Here is a 24898-nt window from a genome sequence, read left to right on the forward strand (position 1 = left end):
CCGACGCCGGGGATCAGCCGTCGATCAGCCGCTGGAGCCCGGGCGCGTACAGCTCCACGAGGCGTTCGGGCTTCGCGCTGTTGCCCGCGCCCGGGCGGTGCAGGCTGAGGGTCGCGCCGAGCCCGAGCAGCTGACCCGCGATCAGCTCGGCACGCAACTCCACGTCACGGCCTGTGAGTTGCGTGGCAAGGCGAGCTGTGACCTGCTCGCGGAAGCGCTCGCGCAGCAGCGCGCGCTCGTCGTCGTTGCCGAGGGCGAAGACCACGCGCAGCAGCGGGTCGCCGCGGAACTCGTCGCGCAGCCGCAGCATCGTGACGACCAGATGCCGCCCGAGTTCGGCGGGCGCGGCCGCGAACAGTTCGTCGGCGGCGGGCCGGAAGTCGGCGACCGTGGTGAACAGCTGCTCCTTGCTGCCGAAGCGCTTGACGATGAGGGACGCGCTGACCCCCGCGTCGGCGGCGATGCCCCGCATGGTCACCTCGGCGTACGGGCGCAGGGCGAAGGCGCGGCGGGCGGCGCGCAGGATGGCGTCGCGGCCGGTGCCGTGCCCGGGGGCCGGGCTCTCGCCCCGGTCGTCGGTGGTCATCTGCCCTCCTGGGCCGCGGGCATCGGGCTCGTCCCACCGACCGTACCGGGGACGGCCGCCGCGGGGCGCGGTGCTCGCCCGGAGGGCAGGAACAGCGTCGCCACCAGAGCGGCCAGGGCAGCGCCGGCCGCGACGAGGAAGACCAGCAGATACGCGTGCAGCGTGGGCGCCACCCGCCCCGACGCGACAAAGGTGACGTGCGAGAGCACCGCCGTGACCACCGCGCTGCAACAGGCCTGACCGACCGAGCGCATCAGGGTGTTGAGGCCGTTGGCGGCGCCCGTCTCGCTCACCGGAACGGCCCGCATCACGAGCGCCGGGAGCGCCGAGTACGCGATGGCGGTACCGGCCGAGACGACGGTCGCGCCGGCCACGATCAGCCAGAGGCTGTGGCTGGTGAAGAACCGTATGACATAGCCGACCGCCATGATGGAGGCGGCGATCGCGAGCGCCGTCTTCGGGCCGTACGCCGCCGATATCTTCGCGGAGACCGGCGAGAGCGCCACCATCGACAGGCCGCCGGGCAGCAGACACAGACCGCTGACCACGATGGAGGCGCCGAGGCCGTAGCCGGTCGCCTTGGGCTCCTGGACCATCTGCGCGGTCACCAACGAGTTGGCGTAGAAGGCGAATCCGATGAGAAGTGCGGCGATGTTGGTGAGCAGCACGGCGGGGCGCGCCGAGACGCGCAGGTCGACCATCGGGGACGCGGTGCGCAGCTCGTAGCGGCCCCAGAACAGGGCGATGACCAGGGCCCCGCCGAGCAGGCCGAGGGTGCGTGCGGAGGTCCAGCCCCAGTCGGCGCCCTGGGTGATCGCGAGCAGCAGGCCGACCAGCGCGGCGGTGAGCCCCAGGGTGCCGAGCACGTCGAAGCGGCCCGGGGTGCGCACCGGCGACTCCGGCACGATCCACAGCACCAGGACGAGGTCGAGGAGTCCGAGCGCGGCCGACGCCCAGAACATGGTGTGCCAGTCGAAGTTCTCCACCACCACGGCGGCCACCGGCAGTCCCACGGCGGCGCCGATGCCGAGCGTGGAGCTCATCAGCGCGATGGACGGCAGCACCCGCTCGGGCGGCAGCTCGTCGCGGATGATGCTGATCCCGAGCGGGATGACGGCGAGGGCCGCGCCCTGCAGCGCCCGGCCCGCTATCAGCACCCCGATGTCGGAGGTCGCGGCGCACAGCACGGATCCGGCGGTCAGCACCCACAGCGAGGCGAGCAGGACGCGCCGCTTGCCGTACATGTCGCCGACCCGGCCCAGGACCGGGGTGAAGACCGCGCCGGTGAGCAGGGTGATGGTGACCAGCCAGCCCGCCGCTCCCGGGGTGCTTCCGGTGAGGGCCGGCACATGCGGCAGGAGCGGTACGACGAGGGTCTGCATCACGGCGACGACGACACCGCAGAACGCGAGGACGGGGACGACGAACCGCGCGCGGGAGGGGTGGGCGCCGGTGGGGGTCGGTGCGGCGGTCGCCGGGGTCATGCTGCTCCAGGGTTGGTCCACAAAGGGGTGCACAAGCGTTTACCCCCTCTTAGGGTAAACGCTTGTGCACCCCCGTGTCCCCGCCTTTGCGGGAGCGCTACGGCTGCGGCGCCGACAGGCGCTTCAACGTGTCGATCACCGCCACCGACGCCTTCGAGCCCGGTTCGATCAGGGTGTAGTGGCCGATGCCGGGCAGGGTGACGAGCTCGGCGTCGTGGTGGACGGCCGCGTAGTCGGAGAACTGGTCGAGCGGAACTTCCTCGTCGACCTCGCCGTGCAGCACCACCGTCCGTACGCCCGTGGAACCCTTGTCGCGCAGGATCGTGAGCGGGTCGACCAGCGGGAGCCTCGCCTCGACCTGGTCGGCGCCGCCCAGCAGTTGCACGCCCGCGCCGTCGCTGAGGTCGTCGCGGATGGTGGCCCGCAGGTCGGTGAGCGGGGCCAGGCCCAGGACCGCCGAGGGCAGCCGGGTAGTGTACCAGGGCGAGTCCTCGGGCAGCAGGGCGCGGGCGCCCGCCCACAGGGCGAGATGCCCGCCCGAGCAGTGGCCCGCCAGGACGAAGGGGCGCCCGTCGGTGATCGTGTCCACGGCGAGCGCGATGTCGTCGAACGTGGCGGGATACCCGCCCGCGCCGCCCGAGCGGCGGAAGCCCGGCAGGATCGTGGTCAGCCCGTGCTGTGCCAGATGCGCCGCGAACGGCGTCAGATGCATCCGGTCGTAGCGCCAGTAGCCGCCGTGCAGCAGCATCACCACCGGAGCGTCGGGGTCCTCGGCGGGCCACATGTCGTACACCTGGTGCGGATGCGAGCCGTACTTGCGGTGTACGGGGGCCAGCACCGGCCGGATACTCAGGACCCGGCGCTCCTCCTCGGCCGCGAACGCGGAAGGGGTCCTAGACATAGCCGCGCGCCGTCCAGAGCTCGGGGAACACGGACCGGTTGGCGCGCTTCTCCAGCCACGCCACGCCCGGGGAGCCGCCGCTGCCCGCCTTGGCGCCCATGGCCCGGCGGGTGGCGAGCAGATGGTCGCTGCGCCAGCGCAGCACCAGCTCGGCCACCTCGGTCAGTGTCTCGCCGAGCTGCACCAGCGGGTCGTTCTGCGGCCCGGCGTAGATCTGCCGCCACACCTCCTCGACCCATCCGTCGGGCTGGTACGGCTGGGTCACGTCCCGCTCCAGCACATGCTCGGGGACGGGCAGCCCGCGCCGGTACAGATAGCGCAGCACCTCGTCGTAGAGCGACGGCTCGGCCAGCGCCTCCTCAAGCTCCGCGTACACCGCAGGGTGGCCCCGGTGCGCCTGCACCAGGGAGCGGGACTTGTCGGCGAGCAGGAACTCCATGTGGCGGTACTGCGCCGACTGGAACCCCGACGCCTCGCCGAACGCGGCCCTGAAGCCATTGAACTGAGCGGGCGTCAGCGCGGCCAGCGGCTGCCAGGAGTGGTTGAGCGCCTGGTGGGACCGCTGGCTGCGGCGTAACGCGTCCATGGCGAGTTCGAGGTCGTCCTTGAGCAACGCGTCCCGCGCGGCCCGCCACTCGTACACGATGAGGGTGAACCACAGCTCCATGACCTGGGTGGTGACGATGAACGCCATCTCGCCGGGGTCGTTGGAGAGCGGTCGCTGGAGGGAGGACAGCACCGAGGCGTGGATGTAGTCCTCGTACGGTGTCGTGCCCTCGAAGCGCAGCTGGGGCGCTCCGTCGGGGGCTGAGGACGCGGCAACGGCCGTGGTGTGCTCGGTCATGGGTCTCCGTAGGTCGGGGAAGGGCCGGTGGTCAGGACGGCATTCCGATGTGCGCGCCCCCGGTCGCGTCCAGGCACTGGCCGGTGACCCAGCGGGCGTCGTCGCTCGCCACGAACGCCACCACGTCGGCGATGTCCGACGGCCGGCCCATCCGGTTGAAGACGGAGGCGGCCGCGTACCTGTCCACCACGCTCTGCACCTTGAGCGTCGGGTTGATCTCCGTGAACGTGAACCCGGGCGCCACCGAGTTGACGGTGATGCCGCGCGGGCCCAGGTCCTGGGCCAGAGCCAGGGTGAGCGTGTCGAGGGCGCCCTTGGTCATCGCGTACGCGGAGATGTGGGGCACGGCGATCCGGGTGACGGCGGACGAGATGTTGATGATCCGGCCGCCGTCGCGCAGTCGGCCGAGCCCCTGCTGGATCACGAAGAACGGGGCCTTGACGTTGATCGCGAAGAGCCGGTCGTACTCCTCCTCGCCGACGTCGCCGATCCGCTTGGGCAGGGTGATCCCGGCGTTGTTGACGAGGACGTCCACGCCGGGGCGGGCGCCGTACGCCTCAAGTTCCTTGTCGAACGCGGTCCACAGCGCCTCGGCGTCGCCCGGCACACCGAGCTCGGCCCGCAGCGCGAACGCCTTGCCGCCCGCCGCCTCGATCTCGGCGACGGTCTGCTCGGCGGTCTCGGTGCGGGTTCCGTAGTGGACGCCCACCAGCGCGCCCTCGGCGGCGAGCCGCAGCGAGATCGCCCGGCCGATTCCCCGGCTGCCGCCGGTCACCAGCGCCGTACGGTCGCTCAGCCTGCCCGCATTCGTCATGGTCACTACGCTCCTGTGGTGTCTGGACGGGGGTGTGCCGTTGCCCGGGTGTCGCGGACGGTCACGCGTCGAAGTCGAGCGCGATCTCGTCCGACTCGGGCCGGGCCCGGCAGGGGAGGGTGTATCCGGCGGCCAACTCGGCTGAGCCCAGGGCATATTGACGGTCCATCACGGCACTGCCCCGGGTCACCTTGGCCCGGCAGCTGCCGCACAGTCCGTCGCGGCAGGAGTACGGCGTCTCGGGGCGGGCCCGCAGCACCGCGTCGAGCACCACCCGGTCCTCGGGCCGCATCACGGTCTCGGTGGTCCGTCCTGCCAGCCGGGCGGAGATGAGGCCGGTGCGGCCCAGTGGCTCGGGAGGCGGGGCCGGGGGCAGCCCGCCGCCGGTGGAGAAGAGCTCGAAGCGCACCCGGTCCGGGTCGGCGCCCCACCGGGTGAGGGCTTCGCGCACCGTCTCCACCAGGCCCCACGGGCCGCAGAGATAGAAGTGCGCGCTGTCGTCCGGCTCCGCGCCGAGCAGCGCGAGCAGCCTCGGCAGCCGTGCGCCGTCGATCCGGCCGGAGAGCAGCTCGCTCTCGCGCGTCTCCCGGGACAGTACGTGCAGCACGAAGAACCGCTCGACGTATGCGTCCTTGAGATCGGTCAGTTCGTCCGCGAGCAGTACGGACTGCGCCGAGCGGTTGGCGTAGATCAGTGAGACCCGGCAGTCGGGGTCGTCGCGCAGCGCGGCCGCCGCCATGCTCAGCAGCGGGGTGATGCCGCTGCCTCCGGCGACCAGGATGTGGTGGGCACCGGGTTTCGGTGCCAGCTGGAAGTCACCGGTGGGCGGGCCGAGTTCGAGGGTGTCGCCCGCGGCCAGCTCCGTCGTGGCGTACTCGGCGAAGCCGTCGGCGCCCAGGCGCTTGACCACCAGGCGCAGACCCGACGGGTCGTGCGGCGGCAGACAGACCGAGTAGCTGCGGCGCAGCTCCCGCCCCTCGGGCCGGTGCCGTACGACCACGTGCTGGCCGGCGCGGTGCGCGAAGACGTCCGCGAGGCGGGCGGGGACGGCGAGGCTGATCGCCACGGACTCGTCGCCGACCGGCTGCACCCGGGTGACCGGCAGCCGGTGCCAGCCGGTCGCGCGCCGCGCCGGGGCAGCGAGCACAGCGTCTACGTCCGGTGTCGTCGATGTCGTCATGATGGTGCGTCACATCGCCTTCAGATGCGCGAAGGTCTCCTGGCACGCGGTGCAGACCAGGACGGCTTGGCAGCGGGTCGCCCCGAACGGGCTCTGCGGACGGGTCGCCACGGAGCCGCAGTTGGGGCAGGCGACACCCAGGCCGACCCGGACCGACAGCGGCGCTTTGGCGGGGCCGGGCGGCACGATGCCGTGCTCGGAGAGCTTGCGACGGCCCTCGTCGCTGATCCAGTCGGTGGTCCAGGCGGGCGCGAGCACTTGGCGCACCCGTCCGTCGGGATGGCCGCTCTCGGCGAGCACGTCCCGGATCCCGGCCTCGATCGCGGGCATGGCCGGGCAGCCCAGGAACGTCGGGGTGATGACGACTTCCAGGGCGCCGTCGGCGGCCGTCTCCACCGCGCGGATCACGCCGAGGTCGGCCAGCGACACCATGGGCAGTTCGGGGTCCGGGACGGTGTTCACACGCTCCCGCACCTGCTCGGCGGGGAGTCGGGCCGGGGCGCTCACCAGGTGCCTCCCGGGTACTGCAGCCGCACGGACCGGAACTCGGCCATCAGCGGCCCGAACGCCTCGGTGTGCAGTCCCGAGCGGCCACCGGTCGCCTGCCAGGAAGCGGTGGGAACACTCAGACGCGCGTCGTCGATCACGGCGGCGACCTCCCGCTCCCACTCCGCGCGAAGCCGCGCCGGGGCGACGGCCCTGCCCTCGGCGTCCAGCCGCTCCGCCAGGTCGTCGGGCTCGAACAGCTCGGCCGCGTAAGGCCAGATGTGCTCCAGCGCCGCCTGCATCCGGCGGCGGCTCTCCTGGGTGCCCCGGCCCAGGCGTACGGTCCACTGGGAGGCGTGCATCTGGTGGTACTCGCCCTCGCGGGCCGCCCGCGCGGCGAAGGCCGACAGTGTCTCGTCGGAGGACTTCTCCAGCGCGCCGAACAGCAGCCTGCTGTAGTGCGCGTACACCAGCTGCCGGGCGATGGTCACCGCGAAATCGGCGGGCGGGAGCTCCATCAGCAGGGTGTTGCGGAACTCGCGCTCGGTGCGGTGGTAGGCGAGCTCGTCGTCGCTGCGGTTTGTGCCGTCCGACTCGCCGCTGTACGTGAGCAGAAGGCGGGCGTGGCCGAGCAGGTCGAGGGCGATGTTGGCGAGCGCCAGGTCCTCCTCGATGGTGGGCGCCCGGGTCACCAGGGCGCACAGCCGCTGGCTGAGGACCAGCGCGTCGTCGCCGAGCCGCAGCGCGTACGCGGCGAGGTCGGGGTCCGGAGTTCCGGTCGGGCTAGCCGTCATGGCCGCTTTCCTCGTTCAACGGGATGTAGTGCTCGGGGTATCGGTACGGCTTGTGGGAGGCGTTGCTGAAGAACGGGTCCTTCTCGCTCGGCGACGCGGCGTGCACCGCCTCCGAGCGCACCACCCACACCGAGACGGTCTCGCCCCGACGGGTGTACAGATCACGGGCGTTGGCGAGCGCCATGTCGGCGTCCGCCCCGTGGACCGAGCCCACATGCTGATGGGCCAGGCCCCGGCGCGGCCGGATGAACACCTCCCACGGCGTCTGCACCCGCGCGGACCGCTCGCTCATGACACGTGCCTCTCGTCGTCCAAGCCCGCCGCGTACGCGTCGACCGCCGCACGCACCCAGGCACCGTCGTCGTGCGCGGCCACCCGGTGGGCCAGCCGCTGGCGGCTGCACTGCGAGCCGTCGCCGAGCGCGCCGCGGAACATCTGCCAGTCGATCGGGCTGAAGTCGTAGTGCCCGCGCTCCTCGTTCCAGCGGATCGCCGGGTCGGGCAGGGTCACCCCCAGCCGCTCGGCCTGCGGCACACAGTTGTCGACGAACCGCTGGCGCAGCTCGTCGTTGGTGTGCCGCTTGATGCCCCAGGCCATCGAGCGCTGCGACACCGCCGCGCCCATCGCCGCCGTACGGTCGTCCGCGCCGCCCGCCACTGTGTCGGGCGGGCCGAACATCAGCGCCACCGCCGGCAGCCACCACCGGTTGACGGCGTCCTGCGCCATCTCCCGCTGTCCGTCGGTGCCTTGGCACAGCGACCACAGCACGTCGTAGCCCTGGCGGACGTGGAACGCCTCCTCCTGGCAGACCCGGCGCATCGCCCGGGCGTACGGGCCGTACGAGGTGTGGCACAGCGGTGCCTGGTTCACCACCGCCGCTCCGTCCGTCAGCCACGCGATGGCGCCGGTGTCGGCCCAGGTCAGGGCAGGGTGGTTGAAGGTGGCGGCATAACGCTGATGGCCGCTGTGCAGGGCGTCCAGGAGGTCGGCGCGGTCCACTCCGAGCGTTTCGGCCGCCGAGTAGAGGTAGAGCCCGTGACCGGCCTCGTCCTGCACCTTGGCGAGGAGGCTGGCCTTGCGGTGCAGCGAGGGGGCCCGGGTGAGCCAGGCGCCCTCGGGCTGCATACCGATGATCTCGGAGTGCGCGTGCTGGGAGATCTGCCGGACCAGCATCCGCCGGTAGCCGTCGGGCATCCAGTCCCTCGGCTCGATCTGCTCCCCGGCCGCGAGCAGCGCCTCGAAGTGCGCGTTGAGCTGCTCCACGCCGTCGACCACCCCATCACCCCTTCGTCCCGGAACCGCCGTGGTGGCAGCGCCTTTACGTATGAAGAGTTCTGACCTGGGGGGTTCAATCCCTGCGCATATGCCGTGCGGCCGTGACGAAGGTCACGCGGGGGCCGGGGAGTGTGCGCGGCGGGGCGCGCCTCTCTCTTCCGTAGTCAGTGAAACGAGAAGGGGAACACCATGAGCACCATCAGGACGATGCTGGTCGAGCTGACCGGAACGCCCGAGTTCGCCGAGGCCATCGGTGACGACGAGGACCTCAGCGCCAGCGGGATCGACTCCGGCGACCTGGTGCGGCTCATCCTGCTCATCGAGCAGCGCACCGGCGCCGAGGTCACCGCCGAGGACATGGAGGGCCTGACCACCATCGCCGACTACGAGCGCTTCCTCGCCGAGCGCGCCGCCGCCACCGAGCAGCCGGGCGCCGCCTGATGTGGCTGGCCCAGCTGGCGGAGCGCAACCGCCAGTGCTTCCCGGACCGGATCGCCCTGGTGGACGAGCAACGCTCCCTCACCTGGGCCGAGTTCCATGATCGGGGCATCAGCCTCGCCCGGGGACTCGCCGGTCTGGGGATCCGGCGCGGGGACCGGGTCGCGGTGCTCTCGCTCGACCGGATCGAGGTGCTGGAGTCCTACTTCGCCCTCGCCCGCATCGGGGCGCTGTTCGTGCCGCTCAACCACAGCCTGACCCCCGCCGAGGTGACGGGCATCGTGGAGCGCACCGGCGCGGTCGCGGTGATCGGCGAGAGCGCCCTGCTCGCCCGCCACCCCGACCTTCCGGTCCGTACCCGGATCCCGCTGGACGACGAGGAGTTCGCGAAGCTGGGAGCCGACGGCGGCCCGGAGTTGGCGGACATCCCGGACGACGCCCCCGCCGCGATCCTGCACACCTCGGCCACCACCGGCCAGGCCAAGGGCGTCACCGTCGACCACGCCTCGTTCCGGGCCATCGCGCTCGGCTGGCTGGCTGTGGCGCGGCCCGCCGACGACATGGTCCTGGTCAACTGCTGCCCTCTCTACCACGGCAGCATGGTCGTCTCCCTCACGTACATGGCGGCGGGCGCGACCGTGGTGCTGATGCCCGGGTTCAAGCCGCAGACGGCCCTGGCTGCGATCGAGACGCACCGCGCCACGCACATCTGGCTGGTCCCGCAGATGCTGCGCTTCGTGCTGCGGGCCAAGTCGGCGGAGAACACCGACCTTTCGACCCTGCGCGAGATCCTGTACGGCGCCGCGCCCATGCCGCTCGACATCTACGAGGAGGCCGTCGAACGGCTCGGCTGCGGATTCCGGCAGGTGTACGGAATGACCGAGGTCGGCGGGCCGTTCGTCACCCTGGGCCCCGACGAGCACCCGGCGCCCGGCGCGGTGCCCGAGGTGATCCCGGCCGGACGGGTCATCCCCGGGATGTCGGCGCGGGCTCTCGATCCGCAGGACAACGAGGTCGAGCCGGGCGCCATCGGGGAGATCGTCGTACGCGGCCCCGGCCTCATGCGCGGCTACTGGGGCAACGACGCCGCCACGGCCGAGATCACCGTCGACGGCTGGATCCGCACCGGCGACCTCGGGTTCATCGACCGCGACGGGCTCATCCGGCTGATCGACCGCAGCAAGGACCTGATCATCCGGGCCGGCCAGAACGTCTACCCCTCGGAGATCGAGCGCGCCCTCCAGGCCCACCCGGCGGTGCGCGACGCGGCCGTCGTCGGTGTCCCCGACGAGGACTTCGGCGAGGTCCCACTCGCGTATGTGGTGGCCGAAGAGGGCACCGGATCGGTCGAGTTGCAGAAGTATCTGACCCAGCATCTCGCCGCGTACAAGCGTCCCCGGCGCATCGAGTTCATCGACCAGGTGCCGCGCAACCCGGCCGGGAAGATCATCAAGAAGCTGCTGCGTGCCTGACCGCCGCTTCGGCGCCGAGCCGGAGGACACCTCTTTCGGCTCGGCGTCGGCGGAACGGGCGCTGCTCCTGTTGCAACCCGTCCTGCGCGACCAGGGCCTTTCTCTCGGCCTGGCGTACGCGCAGGACGCTTCGGCGTGCCCGGCCGGGCCGGGGGAGCGGGAACTCGCGGCCACCATGGGGCCGGTCCGCCGCCGTGACTTCCTCGCCGGACGCCTCGCGGCCCGCCGGGCGCTGGCCGAGCCGGGTCGGCCCGAGGCGGAGATCCTGCGGGACGGCAGACGGCCGAGGTTCCCCGCCGGCCGCGTCGGCTCGATCAGCCACTCCGGCGGCCTCGCCGTCGCCCTGGCCGCACCCGCCGGGCGCTTCCATGCCGTGGGATGCGACCTCGAACTGCGCGAACTCCCCCTGAACACCGCGCACATCGTGCTCGGTCCCGACGAGCGGACCTGGACGGACAGCACTCCGGACCCGCTGGCGGCGCGTAGGTTGCTCGCCGCGTTCTCGGCCAAGGAGGCGGCCTTCAAGGCGTTCGGTGGACTGCTCCCGGAGTCGCCGCCCGCGACCCTGCTCGCCATCGGGATACGGCCGGTGCCCGGTGGCTTCCGTGCCTGGACGGCCGGGCAGGTCGTCGACGTACAGGTGCGTCCGGCCGGTCCCGGGGTGTTCAGTTGGGCCGTCACCCCCGTGGTGCGACGGCCCAACTGGTCTGCTACGCCTTGGCGTTGACCAGTACGGCCATGTTCCCGGCGGGGTGCTCGTTGTCGTGGATCAGCTGGTGCGCCTTGCCGATCTCGTCGAAGCCGAGCGTGAGCGACAGGCACGGGTCGATCAGACCCTGGTCGATGAGGCGGGTCACCTCACGGGCCTCGCGCGCGTTGGAGACATGGGAGCCCTGGAGGCGCTTCTGGCGCATCCACAGGAACCGCAGGTCCACATCGCCGTTGTAGCCGGTGGTGCCGCCGCAGATGACGACCATGCCCGCGTTGTCGCACATGTACATCGAGGTGGGGATGGTGTCGGCGCCCGAGTGCTCCAGGACGATCCTGGGCGCCCGGCGCTCGCCGAGGACCTCCCAGAAGCGGCGCCCGAACGCGCGGGCACCCTTGAGCCACTTCGCCATGGCCTCGTCGTCCGAGGTGTGCGGCAGCCGGCCCCAGTGGTCGAACTCGCGCCGGTTGATATACCCCTTGGCGCCCAGGCCCACGCAGTACTCGCCGCGCTCGTCGCTGGAGACGACGGCGACGGGGATGCCGCCGTACTGCCGTACCAACTGGATCGCCATACAGCCCAGACCACCCGCCCCGCCCCAGATCAGGACCGGGTCACCGGGGCGCACGGTGTGCGGCTCCCAGCCCATGAGCTGGCGGTAGGCGGTGGCGGCGGTCGCCATGTAGCAGGCGGACTCCGCCCACGAGAGACGCTTCGGCTTGGGGTGGCACTGGTACTCGTCGACGACCGCGAACTGGGCGAACGAGCCGAAGTTCTCCTCGTAACCCCACACCCGCTGCGAGGTGGAGGTGCACGGGTCGGCGCCGAGCCGGATGTCCTCGGCGCCCTCGTCCCACGTGGAGGCGAGCAGCACGATCTCGTCGCCGGGCTTGAGCCGTACGCCCTCGCCCACCGCCCAGACGATGCCCGACGCGTCGGAGCCGCCGATGTGGAAGTCCTCGACGGCGCCCTGCTTCTGGCGTGCGGCTATCACGTCGACCGGGTCGCCGAGCGAGGCCCAGACGTTGTTGTAGTTGACGCCCGCCGCCATCACCTTGATGAGGACCTGGCCCGGTCCCACCGGGGGCACGTCCACGACCTCGGTGCGGAAGGCGTCGATCGGCGGGCCGTAGCGCTCGGGCCGGATGAGCGAGGCGTACATGCGCTTGGGCGCCTCGCCCAGCGGGGGCGCGTCGCCGAGTTCATAGAGGTCCTGGGTCACAAGGAGGCTCCTGACGGTGCGGGGTCGGGGAGTGGGGTGTACGGGGCTCATCCGGTGGACGGCCGCAGCGCGGCCGCCAGGACAGCGGCGATACGTGCCGTCGGCTCCGGCTCGGTCATCTCGTAGTGCGTGCAGGGCACGTCGTGGTCGGTGAGGACACCGTCGACATACGGGCGCCAGGCGTCGGCCTTGCGCAGGGCGAGCGCCACGTCGTCCGGGTCGCCGCCGTCATCGGTGGCGCTGAAGAACAGCACGTCGCCGTGGAACGTCTCGGGGCTGAACTGATGGGCGATGGTGAGGTTGTTGCGCATCACCCGGGCGATCGTCACCGCCTCGTCCCGGGTGATCGGCGACGGTCCGGAGCTCTCGCCGATCAGCCGGATCACCTCGTCGACGTCGGTCGCGCCGCCCTCGGGCATCTCCAGACCCACGACCCGTACGAGCAGGGACGCCACCTGGCGCTCCGTCTCCGACGGGTCGGCGGGCCCGTCCTGCGGCAGGGGCGAGTCCAGCATGGCCAGCAACTCGACCTGCTCGCCCTGGCGTTGCAGCGCCACGGCCATCGCGTGGGCCACGAAACCGCCGTAGGACCAGCCGAGCAGGCGATACGGGCCCTCGGGCTGCACTTCGCGCAGATGCGCCAGGTAGAAGCCGACCATTTCCTTGGCGTCGGCGGCCAGGGGCAGGGTGCCGTCCAGGCCGTGCGCCTGGATGCCGTACACCGGCTGCCGGGCGCCGAGATGGGGGAGCAGTCCGGAGTAGCGCCAGGCGATGCCCGCGCCGGGCTGGACGCAGAACAGCGGGCGCTGATCGCCGTCGGCGCGCAGCGGGAGCAGCGGGGCGAACGCTTCCTGACCGCTCACACCGCCGCGTCCGGCGAGGGTGACCAGCCCGGCAATCGTAGGCGCCGACAAGAACGCGGCGGCCGGGACGTCCACGACCTTGTCCCCGCGCATCCGGCCCGCGAGCAGCACGGCCCGCATCGAATCGCCGCCCAGATCGAAGTAGTTGTCGTGGACGCCGATGCCGTCGATGCCGAGCGCCTCCTCCCAGTACCCGGCGACCGTCCGCTCCAGAGCGTTGCGGGGTTCGGTGTACTCGGTCGTGAGATACGGGCGGGGTGCGCGGCTCGGCTGTTCCTCGCTCTGTTCCGCCTCGGCCTCGGCGAGCGGCTTGGCGCCCGGCGCGTCGATCCAGTGCCGACGGCGGTCGAAGGCGTACCCCGGCAGCGGCACCCGGCGCGGCTGGGTGTCCCCACCGGTGATGTCGACGGCCACGCCCGCGCTCCACAACCGTCCCAGGGCCTCCGCGAACACCTGCCCGTCGGGGGTCTCGGCCTTGGCGTGCCGCATGGTGGGGACCGTGGTGACGTCCCCGAGGCGGGCCCCGGCGAGTTTGGCGAGGCCGTCGCCGGGGCCGATCTCGACGAGGACGGGGTTGCCGCGTTCCCACAGGGAGGCGATGCCGTCGGTGAAGCGGACGGTGTGCCGGGTGTGGTCGAGCCAGTGCGCCACACTCGTCGCCTGCTCATCGGTGATCCAGGTGCCCGTCACATTGGTGACGTACGGGATGCGCGGCGGCCGCAGGGTCACCGTGCGCAGGGCGTCCCCGAAGGCACCGAGGATCGGGTCCAGGACGTGGGAGTGCGCGGCCGCCGGCATCCGCAGCCGCCGGAACGGTACCGAGTCGGCGAGCAGCCGCGCCTCCAGGGCCGCGACCGCGTCCTCGCGGCCGCCGACGGTGCATGCCGCCGGGCCGTTGACGGCCGCGAGCGACAGCTCGTCGGTGAGGTGGCCGCCCAGGGCCTCCTCACCGAGCGCGACCGAGACCGTGGCGCCGCCGGCCGACGCGATCAGCCGGATCCGCTCGGCGACCAGCGGCAGCATCTCCTCCAGCGACATCACCCCCGCCAGACAGGCCGCGGTGTACTCGCCGAGCGAGTGGCCGATGAACGCGGCGGGCCGTACGCCCTGCTCCATCAGCGCGGTGGCCAGGGCGAATTCGGTGACGACCAGCGCCAGGAAGGCGTCGACGCTGCCGGGTTCGGTGTGCTCGTACAGTGCCGTGCGCACATCGCGTCCGGTCGCCCGGAGCAGGATCTCGGCGCATCGGTCGACCGCGTCCCGGTAGACCGGGAGTTCGCGGTAGAGGTCGGCGCCCATCCCGATGTACTGGGTGCCGCCGCCGGGCAGCAGGAACGCCACCGGCGGAGCGTCCTCGCCGCGTATTTTCGCCGGAGCCTGGAGCGGGTGGAGCAGGATCTGCGCGGCCTGGTCGGTGCTGCGGGCGGCGACGGCCGCGCGATGCGGCATCGCGGGGCGATCGGTGCGCAGCGAGTGGGCGACGTCGGCCAGGTCCAGATCGGGGTGGCGGGTGAGGTGCCGCCCCAGGTTCTCGGCCTGTCCGCGCAGCGCCCCGGGTGTGCGGGCGGAGAGCGGCAGGATGTGCCATCCCTCCGTCCGCTGCGGCTGAGCAGCGGGCACGGGCGGGGCCTCCTCCACGATCACATGCGCGTTGGTGCCGCCCACCCCGAAGGCGCTGATGGCGGCCCGGCGCGGCGCCGCCCCCGACTCCCACTCCTCCAGCGAAGTGGGCACCCGGAACGGGCCCGTGGCGAAGTCGATCAGCGGGTTGGGGCGGGTGAAGTGCAGCGTGGGCGGGATCTGCCGGTGCTCCAGGGCCAGTACGGCCTTGATGAAGCTCGCTATACCGGCGGCGGCGCCGAGGTGGCCGATGTTGGACTTCACCGACCCCAGGGCGCAGTACCCCTCGCGGTCGCTGCTCTCGCGGAACGCCTTTGTCAGGGCGGCCACTTCGATGGGATCGCCGATGCGGGTGGCGGTGCCGTGGGCTTCCACATATCCGATCGAGTCCGCGTCGACACCCGCCGCCACCTGGGCCGCCAGGATCGCCTCGGTCTGGCCCTCGGTGCTGGGCGCGGTGAAGCCGACCTTGCGGCGGCCGTCGTTGTTGATGGCGGAGCCGCGGATCACGGCCCGGATACGGTCGCCGTCGGCGATCGCGTCCTCCAGACGCTTGAGGACGACCATGCCGACGCCGTCGCCCGAGGACGTGCCCGCCGCGTCGGCGGCGAAGGCCCGGCAGCGTCCGTCGGGCGAGAACGGCCCGTCGGGCACATGCCGGTAGCCGAGCAGCGCCGACGGGTTGAGGGACACGGCCCCGGCGAGCGCGAGGTCGCAGCGGTAGTCGATCAGGTCCTGGCACGCGGTGTGGATCCCGACGAGCGCGGTCGAACAGGCCGTCTGGATCGACAAACTGGGCCCGGTCAGACCGAGTTCGTACGAGATCCGGGTGGCCAGGGTGCCGAGTGAGTTGCTGGTGGCCGCGTGGACCAGGGCGACCGACGCGCTCTGCCCGGCGAAGCGGGGGTGGACATGGGCCGGGTAGTACCGGCTGTCGCCCGCGCCCGCGTAGACCCCGACCTGCAGGTCGCCGTGTCCGCCCGCGTATCCGGCCTGCTCCAGGGCGTGGTACGCGCACTCCAGGAGCAGCCGCTGCTGCGGGTCGACGACTTCGGCCTCGGCCGGGCTGTAGCCGAAGAACGCGGAGTCGAAGCGGTCGATGCCCTCGATGACCGAGGCCATCCGCACCACGTCCGGGTCGGTGAGCGCGGCCGGGTCGCCGCCCGCCGCCAGGAACTCCTCGTCGGTGATGGGCCGGATCGACTCCCGCCCGGCGGCGAGGTTGTCCCAGAACTCCTCCACCGTGTCCGCGCCCGGGAAGCGGGCCGCCATCGCGACCACCGCGACGGCGGTGTCGTACCCGTCCTGCGGGGGTGCTGCCTCAGCCATCGTTGCGGGGCCCTTCGTGCTCGGTGTGCTCGGTGTTGGGGGCGGGGCGGCGGGAGGCCCGCGCGGCGCGCTGGCGTTCGGCCCGCTGGCGGGCGCGGTCCAGCCCGGATGCCGGGGCGCTCTCGGCGGGCGTGCTCTCCGCGAGGTCGGCGACGGCACCGGTTTCCGTGAGGTGGCGGGCCAGGGCGCGCACGCTCGGGTGGCTGAACAGGTCCACCACGCTCACGTCGCAGCCCAGTTCCTCGTTGACCGCGCCCTGGGCGCGCACCAGGAGCAGCGAGTGGCCGCCGAGGTCGAAGAAGTTCTCCTCGACGCCCACCTGGTCGCGCTCCAGGACCCGGCACCAGATGGCGCTGAGGATCTTCTCCAGACGGCGGGTCCCCTCGGCGGAGTCGTCCCCGGAGGGTGCGTCGGCCGCCGATGAACCGGCCGCCCGCAGCACCCAGTTGCCACTCGCCCCGACTGCTTCGGCCGACGCATGGGCGGCGGTGTGCAGAGCACCGAGGTCGGCCCCGTCGTCGAGGACCACGCGTCCGGCGAGCCGGTGCGCCGGGCGGGCCGGTGCCTGGACGTGGCCGCGCACCCACGGCTTGGCGCGGTCGGTGCCGATGAGCACATGGGGCGCGTCCACGGTGCGCGCCAGATCGAAGGAGCGCAGTGCGGACGCGGTGTCCAGGACGCGGTAACCCCGCGCCTCCGTGAGCGACTTGAGCCCGTACCCCTCGCTCATGCCCAGCTCGTCCCACATGCTCCAGGCCAGGCTCCGCGCGTCGAGGCCGGAGCCGCGCTGATGCGTGGCCAGGGCGTCGAGGAACGCGTTCGCGGCGGCGTAGGAGGCGCTCATGGAGCCACCGAAGTAGCCGTTGACGGAGGAGAACGACAGGAACGATGCGGCCCCGTACTCCTGCGTGAGCCGGTGCAGGACCCAGCCGCCGGTGACCTTCGCGGCCAGCGCGGCACGCCACTCGTCGAGGCCCAGGTCGGCCACGGCCCGCTGCTCGAAGCGGCCCGCGAGGTGGACCACCGAGGCGAGCGGTGCGGACCACTCGGCGGATGCCTTGTCGATGACGCCGCGCACCTGCTCGGCGTCGGTGATGTCGGCGCTCGCGTACCGCACCTCACCCAGCTCGCGCAGTCGGCGGTACGTCTCGATCCGGCGGGCAAGAGCCCCGCCCTCGGCGACGTGCTTGTCCCAGCTGTCCTCGTCGGGCAGTTGGGTGCGCCCGACGAGGAGCAGCCGGGTGCCGGGCGTCTTGAGCAGATGCTCGGCGAGCGGCCCGGCCACTCCACCGAGGCCACCGCTGACCAGGTGGAAGCCGTCGGCCACGTCCACCTCGCTGCGCGGCAGCGGATCGGGCAGCGGGGCCAGGCGCCGGATCCAGCGCTGGCCGTCGCGGAACGTCACCTCGGCGTCGGCGGCGGGCGCCGCCAGCTCGCCGAGCAGCTGCTCGGCGGCCTCGTCGGGGGTGCCTTCGGGCGCGAGGTCCACATGGACCGTGCGCAGCCAGGGCAGTTCCTCCCGCAGGCTCTTGAGGAGGCCGCCTGCGGCGCCGTGCGCGTACGAGGGCTGCTCGCCGGGGCTGACCGCCTGGCTCGCGGCGCTGACGAAGTGCAGAGCGATCCTTCCGGTCTGACGAGGCGTCAGAGCCTGGGTGAGGCAGAGCAGGGAGTCGGCTCCGTCGCGCTGGGCGTCCAGGAGCTCCACGACACTGCCCGGCTCGCCGGACGGTGCGCTGAGCGCGCCCAGGTGGAGAACGGTGTCCACGGGCCGGTCGTCCGCCGTCAGTTGGTCCAGCAATCGGCCGTAGTCGTCGGCCGTGTCGATACGCACGGTGTAGCGGGCCGCGTCGGTGCGGGTGAACTCCGTACCGGCCGTGACGACCGTGCAGCGCGCGCCCTCCGTACGCAGCCGGGCCGCGACGGCGTCGGCGACCTCGGCCGCCCGGGTGTGACGCCCGGCCAGGACCAGGGTGTGCCCGCCGGGCGCGGCCGGGCGGTGGACGGGCTCGGCGCGCTGCCACACCGGGCGCAGGAACCAGTCCGGCACGGTCGCGGTGCTGCCGAGCAGGATCTCCGACTCCTGCGCGATCCGGTCGAACTCGCCCGCCTCGAACCGCTTGCGCAGCTGCGTCCGCTGGATCTTGCCGATCTCCGTCTTGGGAATCGTCGCCGCCGCGACCGGCATGAGATGCGCGGGGCTGATGCCGATCTCACGGGTCACCTTGCCGCGGATCGCACGCAGGGCCTGGGTGACGTCGGTGCCCTCTTCGAGGTGGAAGAAGAGCGCGAGTTCGTCGGTGCCCGCCGAGGGGTCGGTGCGCACCGCGCAGGCGGCGGTGAAACTCCGTACGACGAAGGGCAGTTCCTCGACGCAGGACTCGATCTCATGGCTGTAGTGGTTGACGCCGTTGACGATGATGACGTCCTTGGCACGGCCGGTGATGTACAGCTCGCCCGCGCGCAGGAACGCCAGGTCGCCCGTCTCGAACCAGCCCTCGGGCGTGAACGACTCGGCGTTCGCCTTCGCGTTGTCGTGGTAGCCGTGGGTCACCGTGGTGCCGCGCACCTGGAGCCGTCCCGCCGCGCCCTCGGCGACGATACGTTCCTGGTCGTCCACGATCCGCATGGCGAAGCCGGGGTAGGGCAGCCCGCAGCTGACGAACGTCTCCTCGCCGGGCTGCGGCTCGGCCGCGAGGATGGTGTCGGTGACGACCGAGGAGGTCTCCGACATCCCCCAGCACGGGTGCATGACGTCCTGCGGCAGTCCGAAGGGCTTGAGCACCTCCAGGAACCGCCGGGCTGTCGCGGCGACGACCACCTCGCCCGCGTTCATCACCAGGCGGACAGGGGACAGGTCCCAGGTGCGCCCGGCCATCCGGTGCGCCTGCTCGCTGACCAGGCCGAAGGCGAAGTTGGGCGCCCAGGTGACGCTGGCCCGGTGCCGATGGACCAGCTCCATCCAGCGCAGCGGGTCCTCCAGGATCCAGGAGGTCGGCGCGTGCACCTGCCGGCAGCCCAGATACACGTCCCGCAGATGGAACATCACCACACCGGTGACATGGTCCAGCGGGATCCAGTTGACCGAGACGTCGTGCTCGGTGAGGGAGTTGAGGGACGCGGTCGCGGCGGCCCGGGTCAGGACGTTGCGGTGGGTGAGCCGGACGGCCTTGGGCAGACCGGTGCTGCCCGAGGTGAGCAGCATCAGGACCACGTCGTCGGGCTGTGCCGGGTGCCAGTCGCCGTCCTCGGGTCCGGCGCGCAGCGCGTCCGTGGTGGTCAGGCGCAGGCCGTCCCACTCCCGCCGCTCGGCGAGGTCGCGCAGCCCCGCCTCGCCGGACGCGGAGGTGATGATCCAGGGGCGGTGCAGCATCTGCCACACGCCCTCCAGCTTGGTGACCGGCGCGGACGGGGTCGCGTACGAGACGGGGACGGTCAGCGGCACGGTCACGAAGCCGCCGAGCATGCACCCCCACAGCGTGGCCAGGAAGTCCTCGGTGTCCTCGCACTGGAGGATCACCTGGTCACCGGGGCGCATCCCCAGCGCGCGCAGCCCGCCGAGGACGCGCGAGGCCTCCTCGATGAGCGAGGCATACGTCCGCCGGGTCTCCGTGCCGTCGGCGCGCACATGGACGACCTCGGCGTGCGGCCCGCCCTCGGCGGCCCGGCGCAGCGCCTGCGCCCAGTCGGCGACGGTCGGTTCGGGCAGCGGCGGCCCTTCGCTCAGCGCGGGGACGGCGTCGGTGCTCGCGTCGCCGCCACTGTGCGCGGGCGCGTCCGTACGTGAGGACGACGAGCCGATGTAGAGCCGGCCGGCGGGCTCGGCGACCTCCTCCAGGCTTACGGTCGCCGAGCGCACTCCGGGAATCCGCGCGAGACTCTGCTCCCACTGCTCGGCGGCCTCGGCGTCGATGACGGGAAGCTGTGCCAGGGCGGCGGTGTCGAGGGTGCCGTCCGGGTTCCTGGGCAGATCGCCGACGGCGGCGACCCGAAGGGCCTCGGTGGTCCGTCGCAGGGCGCGGGCCGCCTGCTCGGTCGCCGCCGCCCGAGTGGGGACAGCGAATACCGTGGGCCGCCCGTCGGGGCCGAGGATTGCCACGGCGTCGCGGATGTCGTTCTGGGCGAGGAGTTCGCGCTCCAGGTCCGCCGGGTCGAATGCGGTGTCCGCCGTGCTGTGGACCCGGGACGCGGTGTCCGGGGCGGGCAGCTCGCCGACCCGCAGACCGGGGTCTGCGGCCACGGCGGTGAGCAGGTCGTGCAGTGCCCGGGCCGCGCGCTCGACGGTGTCCCGGTCGAACAGGTCGGCGCTGTACTCGATGTGGCAGACGAGCCCGTCCGGGTCGCCGTCCGCACTTCGGTTCTCCACCACGTCGACGAAGAGGTCGAACTTGGCGGTGCCGGTGGCGCTGGGCCGCAGCGGCGCCCGGTTGTCACCGAGCCGCAGCACGGCCTCGGTGTTGTTCTGCAGGGCGAGCATCACCTGGAAGAGCGGGTGCCGGGCCGGGGTGCGGGCCGGGTTGAGCTCCTCCACCAGCCGGTCGAAGGGCAGGTCCTGGTGGTCGTAGGCGGCCAGGTCGAACGACCGCACCCGGGCGAGCAGTTCGCGGAACTCAGGGTCGCCCGAGGTGTCGGTGCGCAGGACGAGGGAGTTGGCCATCAGCCCGACGAGGTCGTCCAGTGCCTCATCGGCCCGCCCGGCCACCGGGGTGCCGATCGGAATGTCGGTGCCCGCGCCCCACCGGGTGAGCAGGGCGGCGAGCGCGCTCTGCAGCACCATGAACAGGCTCGCGCCGCTGGCGTCCCCGAGGTCGAGGAGCGCGTGGTGCAGACCGGGGGCGACATCGAGGGTGTGGTGGGCGCCGCGCCGGGCGGGTGTCTGGGGGCGCGGCCGGTCGGCGGGCAGCGGGATCTCCACCGGAAGCGCGGTTAGCGCCTCCTTCCAGAAGGAGAACTGACGATCCATCAGCCCGTCCTGCTCCTCGAACAGACCGCGCTGCCACAGTGCGTAATCGGCGTACTGGACCGGCAGTTGCTCCCACGTCGGAGCCTGGCCCGACAGACGGGCCGCGTACGCCGTGGAGAGGTCGTCGCCGAGCGGTTGCAGCGACCAGCCGTCGGCCGCGCTGTGGTGCAGCACGATCACCAGCGTCCGGGCGGCGCCGGTCCCGTACAGACCGGCCCACAGCGGCTGGTCCCGCGTCAGGTCGAAGCGGTGGCGGCGCGCCGCGTCGACGTGAGCCGCGACCTCCTCGGCCGGGCAGTCGACGACGTGCAGCACGGGCCGCAGGGCGCCCGCCGGGCGTATCTCCTGCCGGGGCACACCGCCGGACTCCGGCAGCAGGGTGCGCAGGGTCTCGTGCCGGTCGGCGACATCGGCCAGCGCCGCCCGCAGCGCGTCCACATCGAGGTCGCGCTCCACCGGGACGACCAGCGGGATGTTGTACGTCGCGGCCGCCCCGTCCAGCTGGTTGAGGAACCACATGCTCTGCTGGGTGAAGGAGAGTGGCACCGGGTCGGGGCGCTCGGCGCGTACGAGGGGCGGCCGGGCGGGGCCCTGGCCCGGTGCGAGGTGGGTGGCGATCGCGGCCGGAGTGGGCAGCGCGAAGAACGTCGCCATGGAGATCTCGGCGCCGGTGGCCGTACGCAGCCGGGTCATCAGACGGGTCGCGAGCAGCGAGTGCCCGCCGAGGTCGAAGAAGTTGTCGTCGACACCGACGGAGCCCTGCGGAAGCCGCAGCAGCTCCTCGTAGAGCCCGCACACCAGCGCCTGGGACTCGGTGGCCGGTGCGCCCCCGCTCGCGGCGGCGGAGAAGTCGGGGTCGGGCAGGGCCTTGGTGTCGAGCTTGCCGTTGGCCGTCAGGGGCAGCGCGTCGAGCAGGACGCACGCGCTGGGCACCATGTGCTCGGGCAGCGATGTGGCGCAGTGGGCCCGCAGTTCGGCCGGTTCCGGACGGGTGCCCGGCGCGGGGACGGCGTAGGCGACGAGGATCCGGTCGGCGGCGCCTTCCGTCTGGCGGGTCACCACGGCCGCGCGGGAGACGGCGGGGTGGGCGAGGAGCGCGGCTTCGATCTCACCGGGCTCGATCCGGAATCCGCGGATCTTCACCTGCTGGTCGCAGCGGCCCGCGTACTCCAGGATGCCGTCGGCCGAGCGCCGCGCCAGGTCGCCGGTGCGGTACATCCGCTCACCGGCCGGGCCGAAGGGATCGTCGACGAAGCGCTCCGCGGTGAGCTCGGGGCGGTTCAGATACCCCCGGGCGAGCCCCGGCCCCGCCACATACATCTCGCCCACCCGGCCGGGCGGAACCGGCTGAAGGCAGTGGTCCAGGACGTACACCCGAAGATCCGGCAGCGCGGTCCCGATGACGCTGCGCGCGTCCGGGTCCTCGATGAGTTCGCGGGTCATGCGCTGGTGGGTGACGTGCACGGTGGTCTCGGTGATGCCGTACATGTTGATGAGCGCGGGCGACGCGTCGCCGTACCGCTCGACCCACGACCGCAGGTGCGCGGGCTCCAGCGCCTCACCGCCGAACACGATGTAGCGCAGAGCCAGCGGGCCGTCGTCGTGTGCTTCCTCCTGCGCGAGTTGCTGGAACGCCGAGGGCGTCTGGTTGAGGACGGTGACACCTTCCGTGCGCAGCAGCTCCAGGAAGTCGCGCGGCGAGCGGCTGGTCTCGTACGGCACGACGACGAGCCGGCCGCCGTACAGCAGCGGCCCCCAGATCTCCCAGACGGAGAAGTCGAAGGCGTACGAGTGGAAGAGCGTCCATACGTCGTCGGCGCCGAAGTCGAAGTGGGCGGCGGACGTCTCGAAGAGCCGGACGACGTTGGAGTGCGGGATCACCACACCCTTGGGGCGTCCGGTGGAGCCGGAGGTGTGGATGATGTACGCGGCGTCCTGCGGAGTGAGCGGCGTCGGGCGGTCGGCGTTGCTCAGGTCGGTGGCCGGCCGTGCGGCCAGTTCGCGCTCGACGGCCTCGTCGCCGAGCACGACGGGTGCCGCGCCGGTGTCCGGCAGCGTGGGCGCCGTGAGCGCGTCGGTCACGAGGAGGTTGGGCGCGGCGTCCTCGGCGACGGAGCGGATGCGCTCGGCCGGGTAAGCGGGGTCCAACGGCAGGTATGCCGCACCGGACTTGAGCACCGCGAGCAGACCGACGACGAGTTCGGCGGAGCGCGGCAGCGCCAGGGCCACGATGTGCCCGGGTCCCGCACCGCGCTCGACGAGGAGACGGGCCAGCCGGTTGGCGCGGGCGTTGAGCTCCGCGTACGTGAGGTGGGTGTCCCGGTGGGTGACGGCGACCGCGTCCGGGGTGCGGGCCGCCTGGGCCTCGAACCGGGTGGACAGCACGGCGTCGGGCGCGGTGCGCGCGCTCTCGACGGCTTCGTACGAGGGGTGCTCGTCGGGGTGCAGGAGGCTGGTGCGGGAGATCGCCAACTCTGCGTCTGCGTCGATGAGTTGGTCGAGCAGGAGCAGCAGGCGCTGCTGGTGGTCGGCGAGGTCGGCTTCGGTGTAGAGCGCCGGGTTGGCGTCGAAGGCGAGCCACAGTCCTTCGCCGCCCGCTCCCGGACGTACGCTGATCTGGAGGTCCTCGACCGCGCCGCCGGACAGATGGTGCGAGGTCGTGCGGTGGCCGCCGAAGGGCGGCTCCTCGTCGAACGGGACGAGGTTGACGACCGGACCGTACAACCGGCGGTCGCCGCCGATGAGTTTGAGGTCGCGGCGCAGATCCTCGGCGCGGTACTGCTGGTGGCGGCGGACGTCGCGTAACTCGGCCGCGACGGATCGGACCAGCTCACCGGCCGTCGTGGCGGGGGTGACCGCGAGGCGCAGCGGCAGGATGTTGGACGCGGTGCCGGGGGTGCGCAGCGCCGAGGAGCCCAGGCGGCTCATGGTGGGCAGGCCGAGCACGATGTCGCGCTGCCCGGTGGCCCGGTACAGATAGGCGGCGACGGCCGCGACGAGAAGGTCGTTGCGGGCCGCGCCGAGCCGCGCGGCAGCGGCCGAGAGGCGTTCGGTGTCGGCGGCTGAGAGCAGGACGGTGCGGCGCAGGAAGGCGGGCGCGGGCGGCGCGCTGCCCTCGGTGAGGCCGACCGCGCCGGGCGCGTCGGCGAACCGCCCGGTCCAGTACGCGCGATCGCGCGTGAAACGCTCCGAACCGCGATACGCCGTCTCCTCGTCGAGGAGACGGCTCAGCGGCGCGAACGGGGTCGGAGGTACATCCTGGCCGCCGGCGAGCGCCGCGTAGACCTCGGACAGACGCCGGGCCACGAGCTTGTAGCTGTAGCCGTCGAGCAGGATGTGGTGGGCCCGCAGGAACCAGAAGTAGCGGTCGGGCGCCACGGTGAACAGGGCGTGGGTGAACAGCGGCCCCCCGGAGAGGTCGGCCGGGGTGGCCATGTCGGCGCGAATCCATGCCTCAGCGGCGGCCGCGGGGTCCGGCTCGCCGCTGACGTCCACGAGCCGCAGAGGCCAGTCGTCGCCCGCCGCCGGCGCACAACGCGGCCCGTCCGGGGTGTCGGTGAAGCGCAGGGCGAACGTCTGCGCCTCGCCGACGGTGCGCCGCAGCGCGCTCTCGAAGAGCGCGGTGTCGACGGAGCCGTGGATCTCCACGTACTCGGCGGTGTTGTAGGCGGCGTTCGCGGGGTCGAGCCGCTGGGCGAACCAGAGGCCCTGCTGGGCTCCGGACAGCGGGCTACTGGTGTCCTCCTGGACAGACATGGCACCAACCCTCATTAGGCGTAGGTAAATTCTCGGCACACGCGAAGTTCCCGTGGGCCGCCGCTCGGGAAGCCGTCGGGCAGGCGTGTGCGGCCCGCTCACTGCGTCAGCGGAATTGTGATCCACAAAGACGGCACCGAAATGCGTCGCCGAAATGCCGCTGGT

At 72.4% G+C, this 24898-nt stretch carries 16 protein-coding genes; 3 read left to right on the plus strand and 13 right to left on the minus strand.

The window, feature by feature from the left end:
• Positions 1–13: 13 nt before the first annotated feature.
• The 10 genes from ACT1U9_RS29655 to paaA form a co-directional block, all read right to left on the minus strand.
• Positions 14–586 carry a TetR/AcrR family transcriptional regulator gene (locus ACT1U9_RS29655; RefSeq protein WP_444535691.1) on the minus strand — a complete coding sequence of 191 codons (573 nt, stop codon included), beginning with the start codon at positions 584–586 and terminating at the stop codon, positions 14–16.
• Positions 583–2070: an MFS transporter gene (locus tag ACT1U9_RS29660; protein ID WP_444535692.1), complete on the minus strand. Its 1488-nt coding sequence runs from the start codon at positions 2068–2070 to the stop codon at positions 583–585. Before ACT1U9_RS29660 ends, ACT1U9_RS29655 begins: the two co-directional genes overlap by 4 nt.
• A gap of 97 nt (positions 2071–2167) precedes the next feature.
• Positions 2168–2971 (minus strand): alpha/beta hydrolase, encoded by an 804-nt coding sequence (locus ACT1U9_RS29665; protein WP_444535693.1) that lies wholly within the window; start codon positions 2969–2971, stop codon positions 2168–2170.
• Entirely contained in the window at positions 2964–3815 is an 852-nt protein-coding gene (locus tag ACT1U9_RS29670) for a tryptophan 2,3-dioxygenase (protein WP_444535694.1), read from the minus strand. Before ACT1U9_RS29670 ends, ACT1U9_RS29665 begins: the two co-directional genes overlap by 8 nt.
• Before the next feature lie 31 nt (positions 3816–3846).
• Positions 3847–4629, minus strand: a complete 783-nt coding sequence (locus ACT1U9_RS29675) for an SDR family oxidoreductase (RefSeq protein WP_444539286.1) — start codon at positions 4627–4629, stop codon at positions 3847–3849.
• A gap of 61 nt (positions 4630–4690) precedes the next feature.
• Positions 4691–5809, minus strand: a complete 1119-nt coding sequence (locus tag ACT1U9_RS29680) for a 2Fe-2S iron-sulfur cluster-binding protein (protein WP_444535695.1) — start codon at positions 5807–5809, stop codon at positions 4691–4693.
• 9 nt (positions 5810–5818) lie between these two features.
• Complete coding sequence (gene paaD / locus ACT1U9_RS29685; protein WP_444535696.1) at positions 5819–6316, minus strand: 1,2-phenylacetyl-CoA epoxidase subunit PaaD; 498 nt, start codon at positions 6314–6316, stop codon at positions 5819–5821.
• The gene (gene paaC / locus ACT1U9_RS29690) at positions 6313–7089 is read right to left on the minus strand and encodes a 1,2-phenylacetyl-CoA epoxidase subunit PaaC (RefSeq protein ID WP_444535697.1); all 777 of its coding nucleotides are present in this window, start codon (positions 7087–7089) and stop codon (positions 6313–6315) included. The genes paaD and paaC overlap by 4 nt, the downstream gene beginning before the upstream one ends.
• Positions 7079–7381, minus strand: coding sequence for a 1,2-phenylacetyl-CoA epoxidase subunit PaaB (paaB, locus tag ACT1U9_RS29695; protein ID WP_188277614.1), 303 nt, complete (start codon positions 7379–7381; stop codon positions 7079–7081). The genes paaC and paaB overlap by 11 nt, the downstream gene beginning before the upstream one ends.
• Positions 7378–8364 carry a 1,2-phenylacetyl-CoA epoxidase subunit PaaA gene (gene paaA, locus ACT1U9_RS29700; RefSeq protein WP_444535698.1) on the minus strand — a complete coding sequence of 329 codons (987 nt, stop codon included), beginning with the start codon at positions 8362–8364 and terminating at the stop codon, positions 7378–7380. Before paaA ends, paaB begins: the two co-directional genes overlap by 4 nt.
• Positions 8365–8553: 189 nt before the next feature.
• Between paaA and ACT1U9_RS29705 the strand changes: the two genes are divergently transcribed.
• Genes ACT1U9_RS29705 through ACT1U9_RS29715 form a run of 3 tightly spaced genes read left to right on the plus strand, consistent with a single transcriptional unit; the run spans position 8554 to position 11001 of the window.
• Positions 8554–8805 (plus strand): acyl carrier protein, encoded by a 252-nt coding sequence (locus ACT1U9_RS29705; protein WP_444535699.1) that lies wholly within the window; start codon positions 8554–8556, stop codon positions 8803–8805.
• A complete protein-coding gene (locus ACT1U9_RS29710) occupies positions 8805–10274 on the plus strand; it encodes a class I adenylate-forming enzyme family protein (RefSeq protein ID WP_444535700.1) in 1470 nt (489 codons plus the stop codon). Before ACT1U9_RS29705 ends, ACT1U9_RS29710 begins: the two co-directional genes overlap by 1 nt.
• A complete protein-coding gene (locus ACT1U9_RS29715; RefSeq protein ID WP_444535701.1) occupies positions 10267–11001 on the plus strand; it encodes a 4'-phosphopantetheinyl transferase family protein in 735 nt (244 codons plus the stop codon). Before ACT1U9_RS29710 ends, ACT1U9_RS29715 begins: the two co-directional genes overlap by 8 nt.
• On the opposite strand, the gene ccrA is transcribed toward ACT1U9_RS29715, so the two are convergent.
• Genes ccrA through ACT1U9_RS29730 form a run of 3 tightly spaced genes read right to left on the minus strand, consistent with a single transcriptional unit; the run spans position 10985 to position 24733 of the window.
• Complete coding sequence (gene ccrA, locus ACT1U9_RS29720) at positions 10985–12256, minus strand: crotonyl-CoA carboxylase/reductase (RefSeq protein WP_444535702.1); 1272 nt, start codon at positions 12254–12256, stop codon at positions 10985–10987. The two genes, ACT1U9_RS29715 and ccrA, sit on opposite strands and share 17 nt — an antisense overlap.
• The gene (locus ACT1U9_RS29725; protein ID WP_444535703.1) at positions 12253–16017 is read right to left on the minus strand and encodes a type I polyketide synthase; all 3765 of its coding nucleotides are present in this window, start codon (positions 16015–16017) and stop codon (positions 12253–12255) included. The genes ccrA and ACT1U9_RS29725 overlap by 4 nt, the downstream gene beginning before the upstream one ends.
• Positions 16010–24733 carry an amino acid adenylation domain-containing protein gene (locus ACT1U9_RS29730; RefSeq protein ID WP_444535704.1) on the minus strand — a complete coding sequence of 2908 codons (8724 nt, stop codon included), beginning with the start codon at positions 24731–24733 and terminating at the stop codon, positions 16010–16012. The genes ACT1U9_RS29725 and ACT1U9_RS29730 overlap by 8 nt, the downstream gene beginning before the upstream one ends.
• Positions 24734–24898: the final 165 nt, after the last annotated feature.

The organism is Streptomyces sp. BR1 (genome assembly GCF_052373795.1).
Taxonomy (GTDB): Bacteria; Actinomycetota; Actinomycetes; order Streptomycetales; family Streptomycetaceae; genus Streptomyces.

What these genes read in the sequence shown, in the direction of transcription:
- ACT1U9_RS29655 (WP_444535691.1), bottom strand. Translation starts at nt 586, where the DNA reads ATGACCACCGACGACCGGGGCGAGAGCCCGGCCCCCGGGCACGGCACC.
- ACT1U9_RS29660 (WP_444535692.1), bottom strand. Translation starts at nt 2,070, where the DNA reads ATGACCCCGGCGACCGCCGCACCGACCCCCACCGGCGCCCACCCCTCC.
- ACT1U9_RS29665 (WP_444535693.1), bottom strand. Translation starts at nt 2,971, where the DNA reads ATGTCTAGGACCCCTTCCGCGTTCGCGGCCGAGGAGGAGCGCCGGGTC.
- ACT1U9_RS29670 (WP_444535694.1), bottom strand. Translation starts at nt 3,815, where the DNA reads ATGACCGAGCACACCACGGCCGTTGCCGCGTCCTCAGCCCCCGACGGA.
- ACT1U9_RS29675 (WP_444539286.1), bottom strand. Translation starts at nt 4,629, where the DNA reads ATGACGAATGCGGGCAGGCTGAGCGACCGTACGGCGCTGGTGACCGGC.
- ACT1U9_RS29680 (WP_444535695.1), bottom strand. Translation starts at nt 5,809, where the DNA reads ATGACGACATCGACGACACCGGACGTAGACGCTGTGCTCGCTGCCCCG.
- paaC (WP_444535697.1), bottom strand. Translation starts at nt 7,089, where the DNA reads ATGACGGCTAGCCCGACCGGAACTCCGGACCCCGACCTCGCCGCGTAC.
- paaB (WP_188277614.1), bottom strand. Translation starts at nt 7,381, where the DNA reads ATGAGCGAGCGGTCCGCGCGGGTGCAGACGCCGTGGGAGGTGTTCATC.
- ACT1U9_RS29705 (WP_444535699.1), top strand. Translation starts at nt 8,554, where the DNA reads ATGAGCACCATCAGGACGATGCTGGTCGAGCTGACCGGAACGCCCGAG.
- ACT1U9_RS29710 (WP_444535700.1), top strand. Translation starts at nt 8,805, where the DNA reads ATGTGGCTGGCCCAGCTGGCGGAGCGCAACCGCCAGTGCTTCCCGGAC.
- ccrA (WP_444535702.1), bottom strand. Translation starts at nt 12,256, where the DNA reads ATGAGCCCCGTACACCCCACTCCCCGACCCCGCACCGTCAGGAGCCTC.
- ACT1U9_RS29725 (WP_444535703.1), bottom strand. Translation starts at nt 16,017, where the DNA reads ATGGCTGAGGCAGCACCCCCGCAGGACGGGTACGACACCGCCGTCGCG.
- ACT1U9_RS29730 (WP_444535704.1), bottom strand. Translation starts at nt 24,733, where the DNA reads ATGTCTGTCCAGGAGGACACCAGTAGCCCGCTGTCCGGAGCCCAGCAG.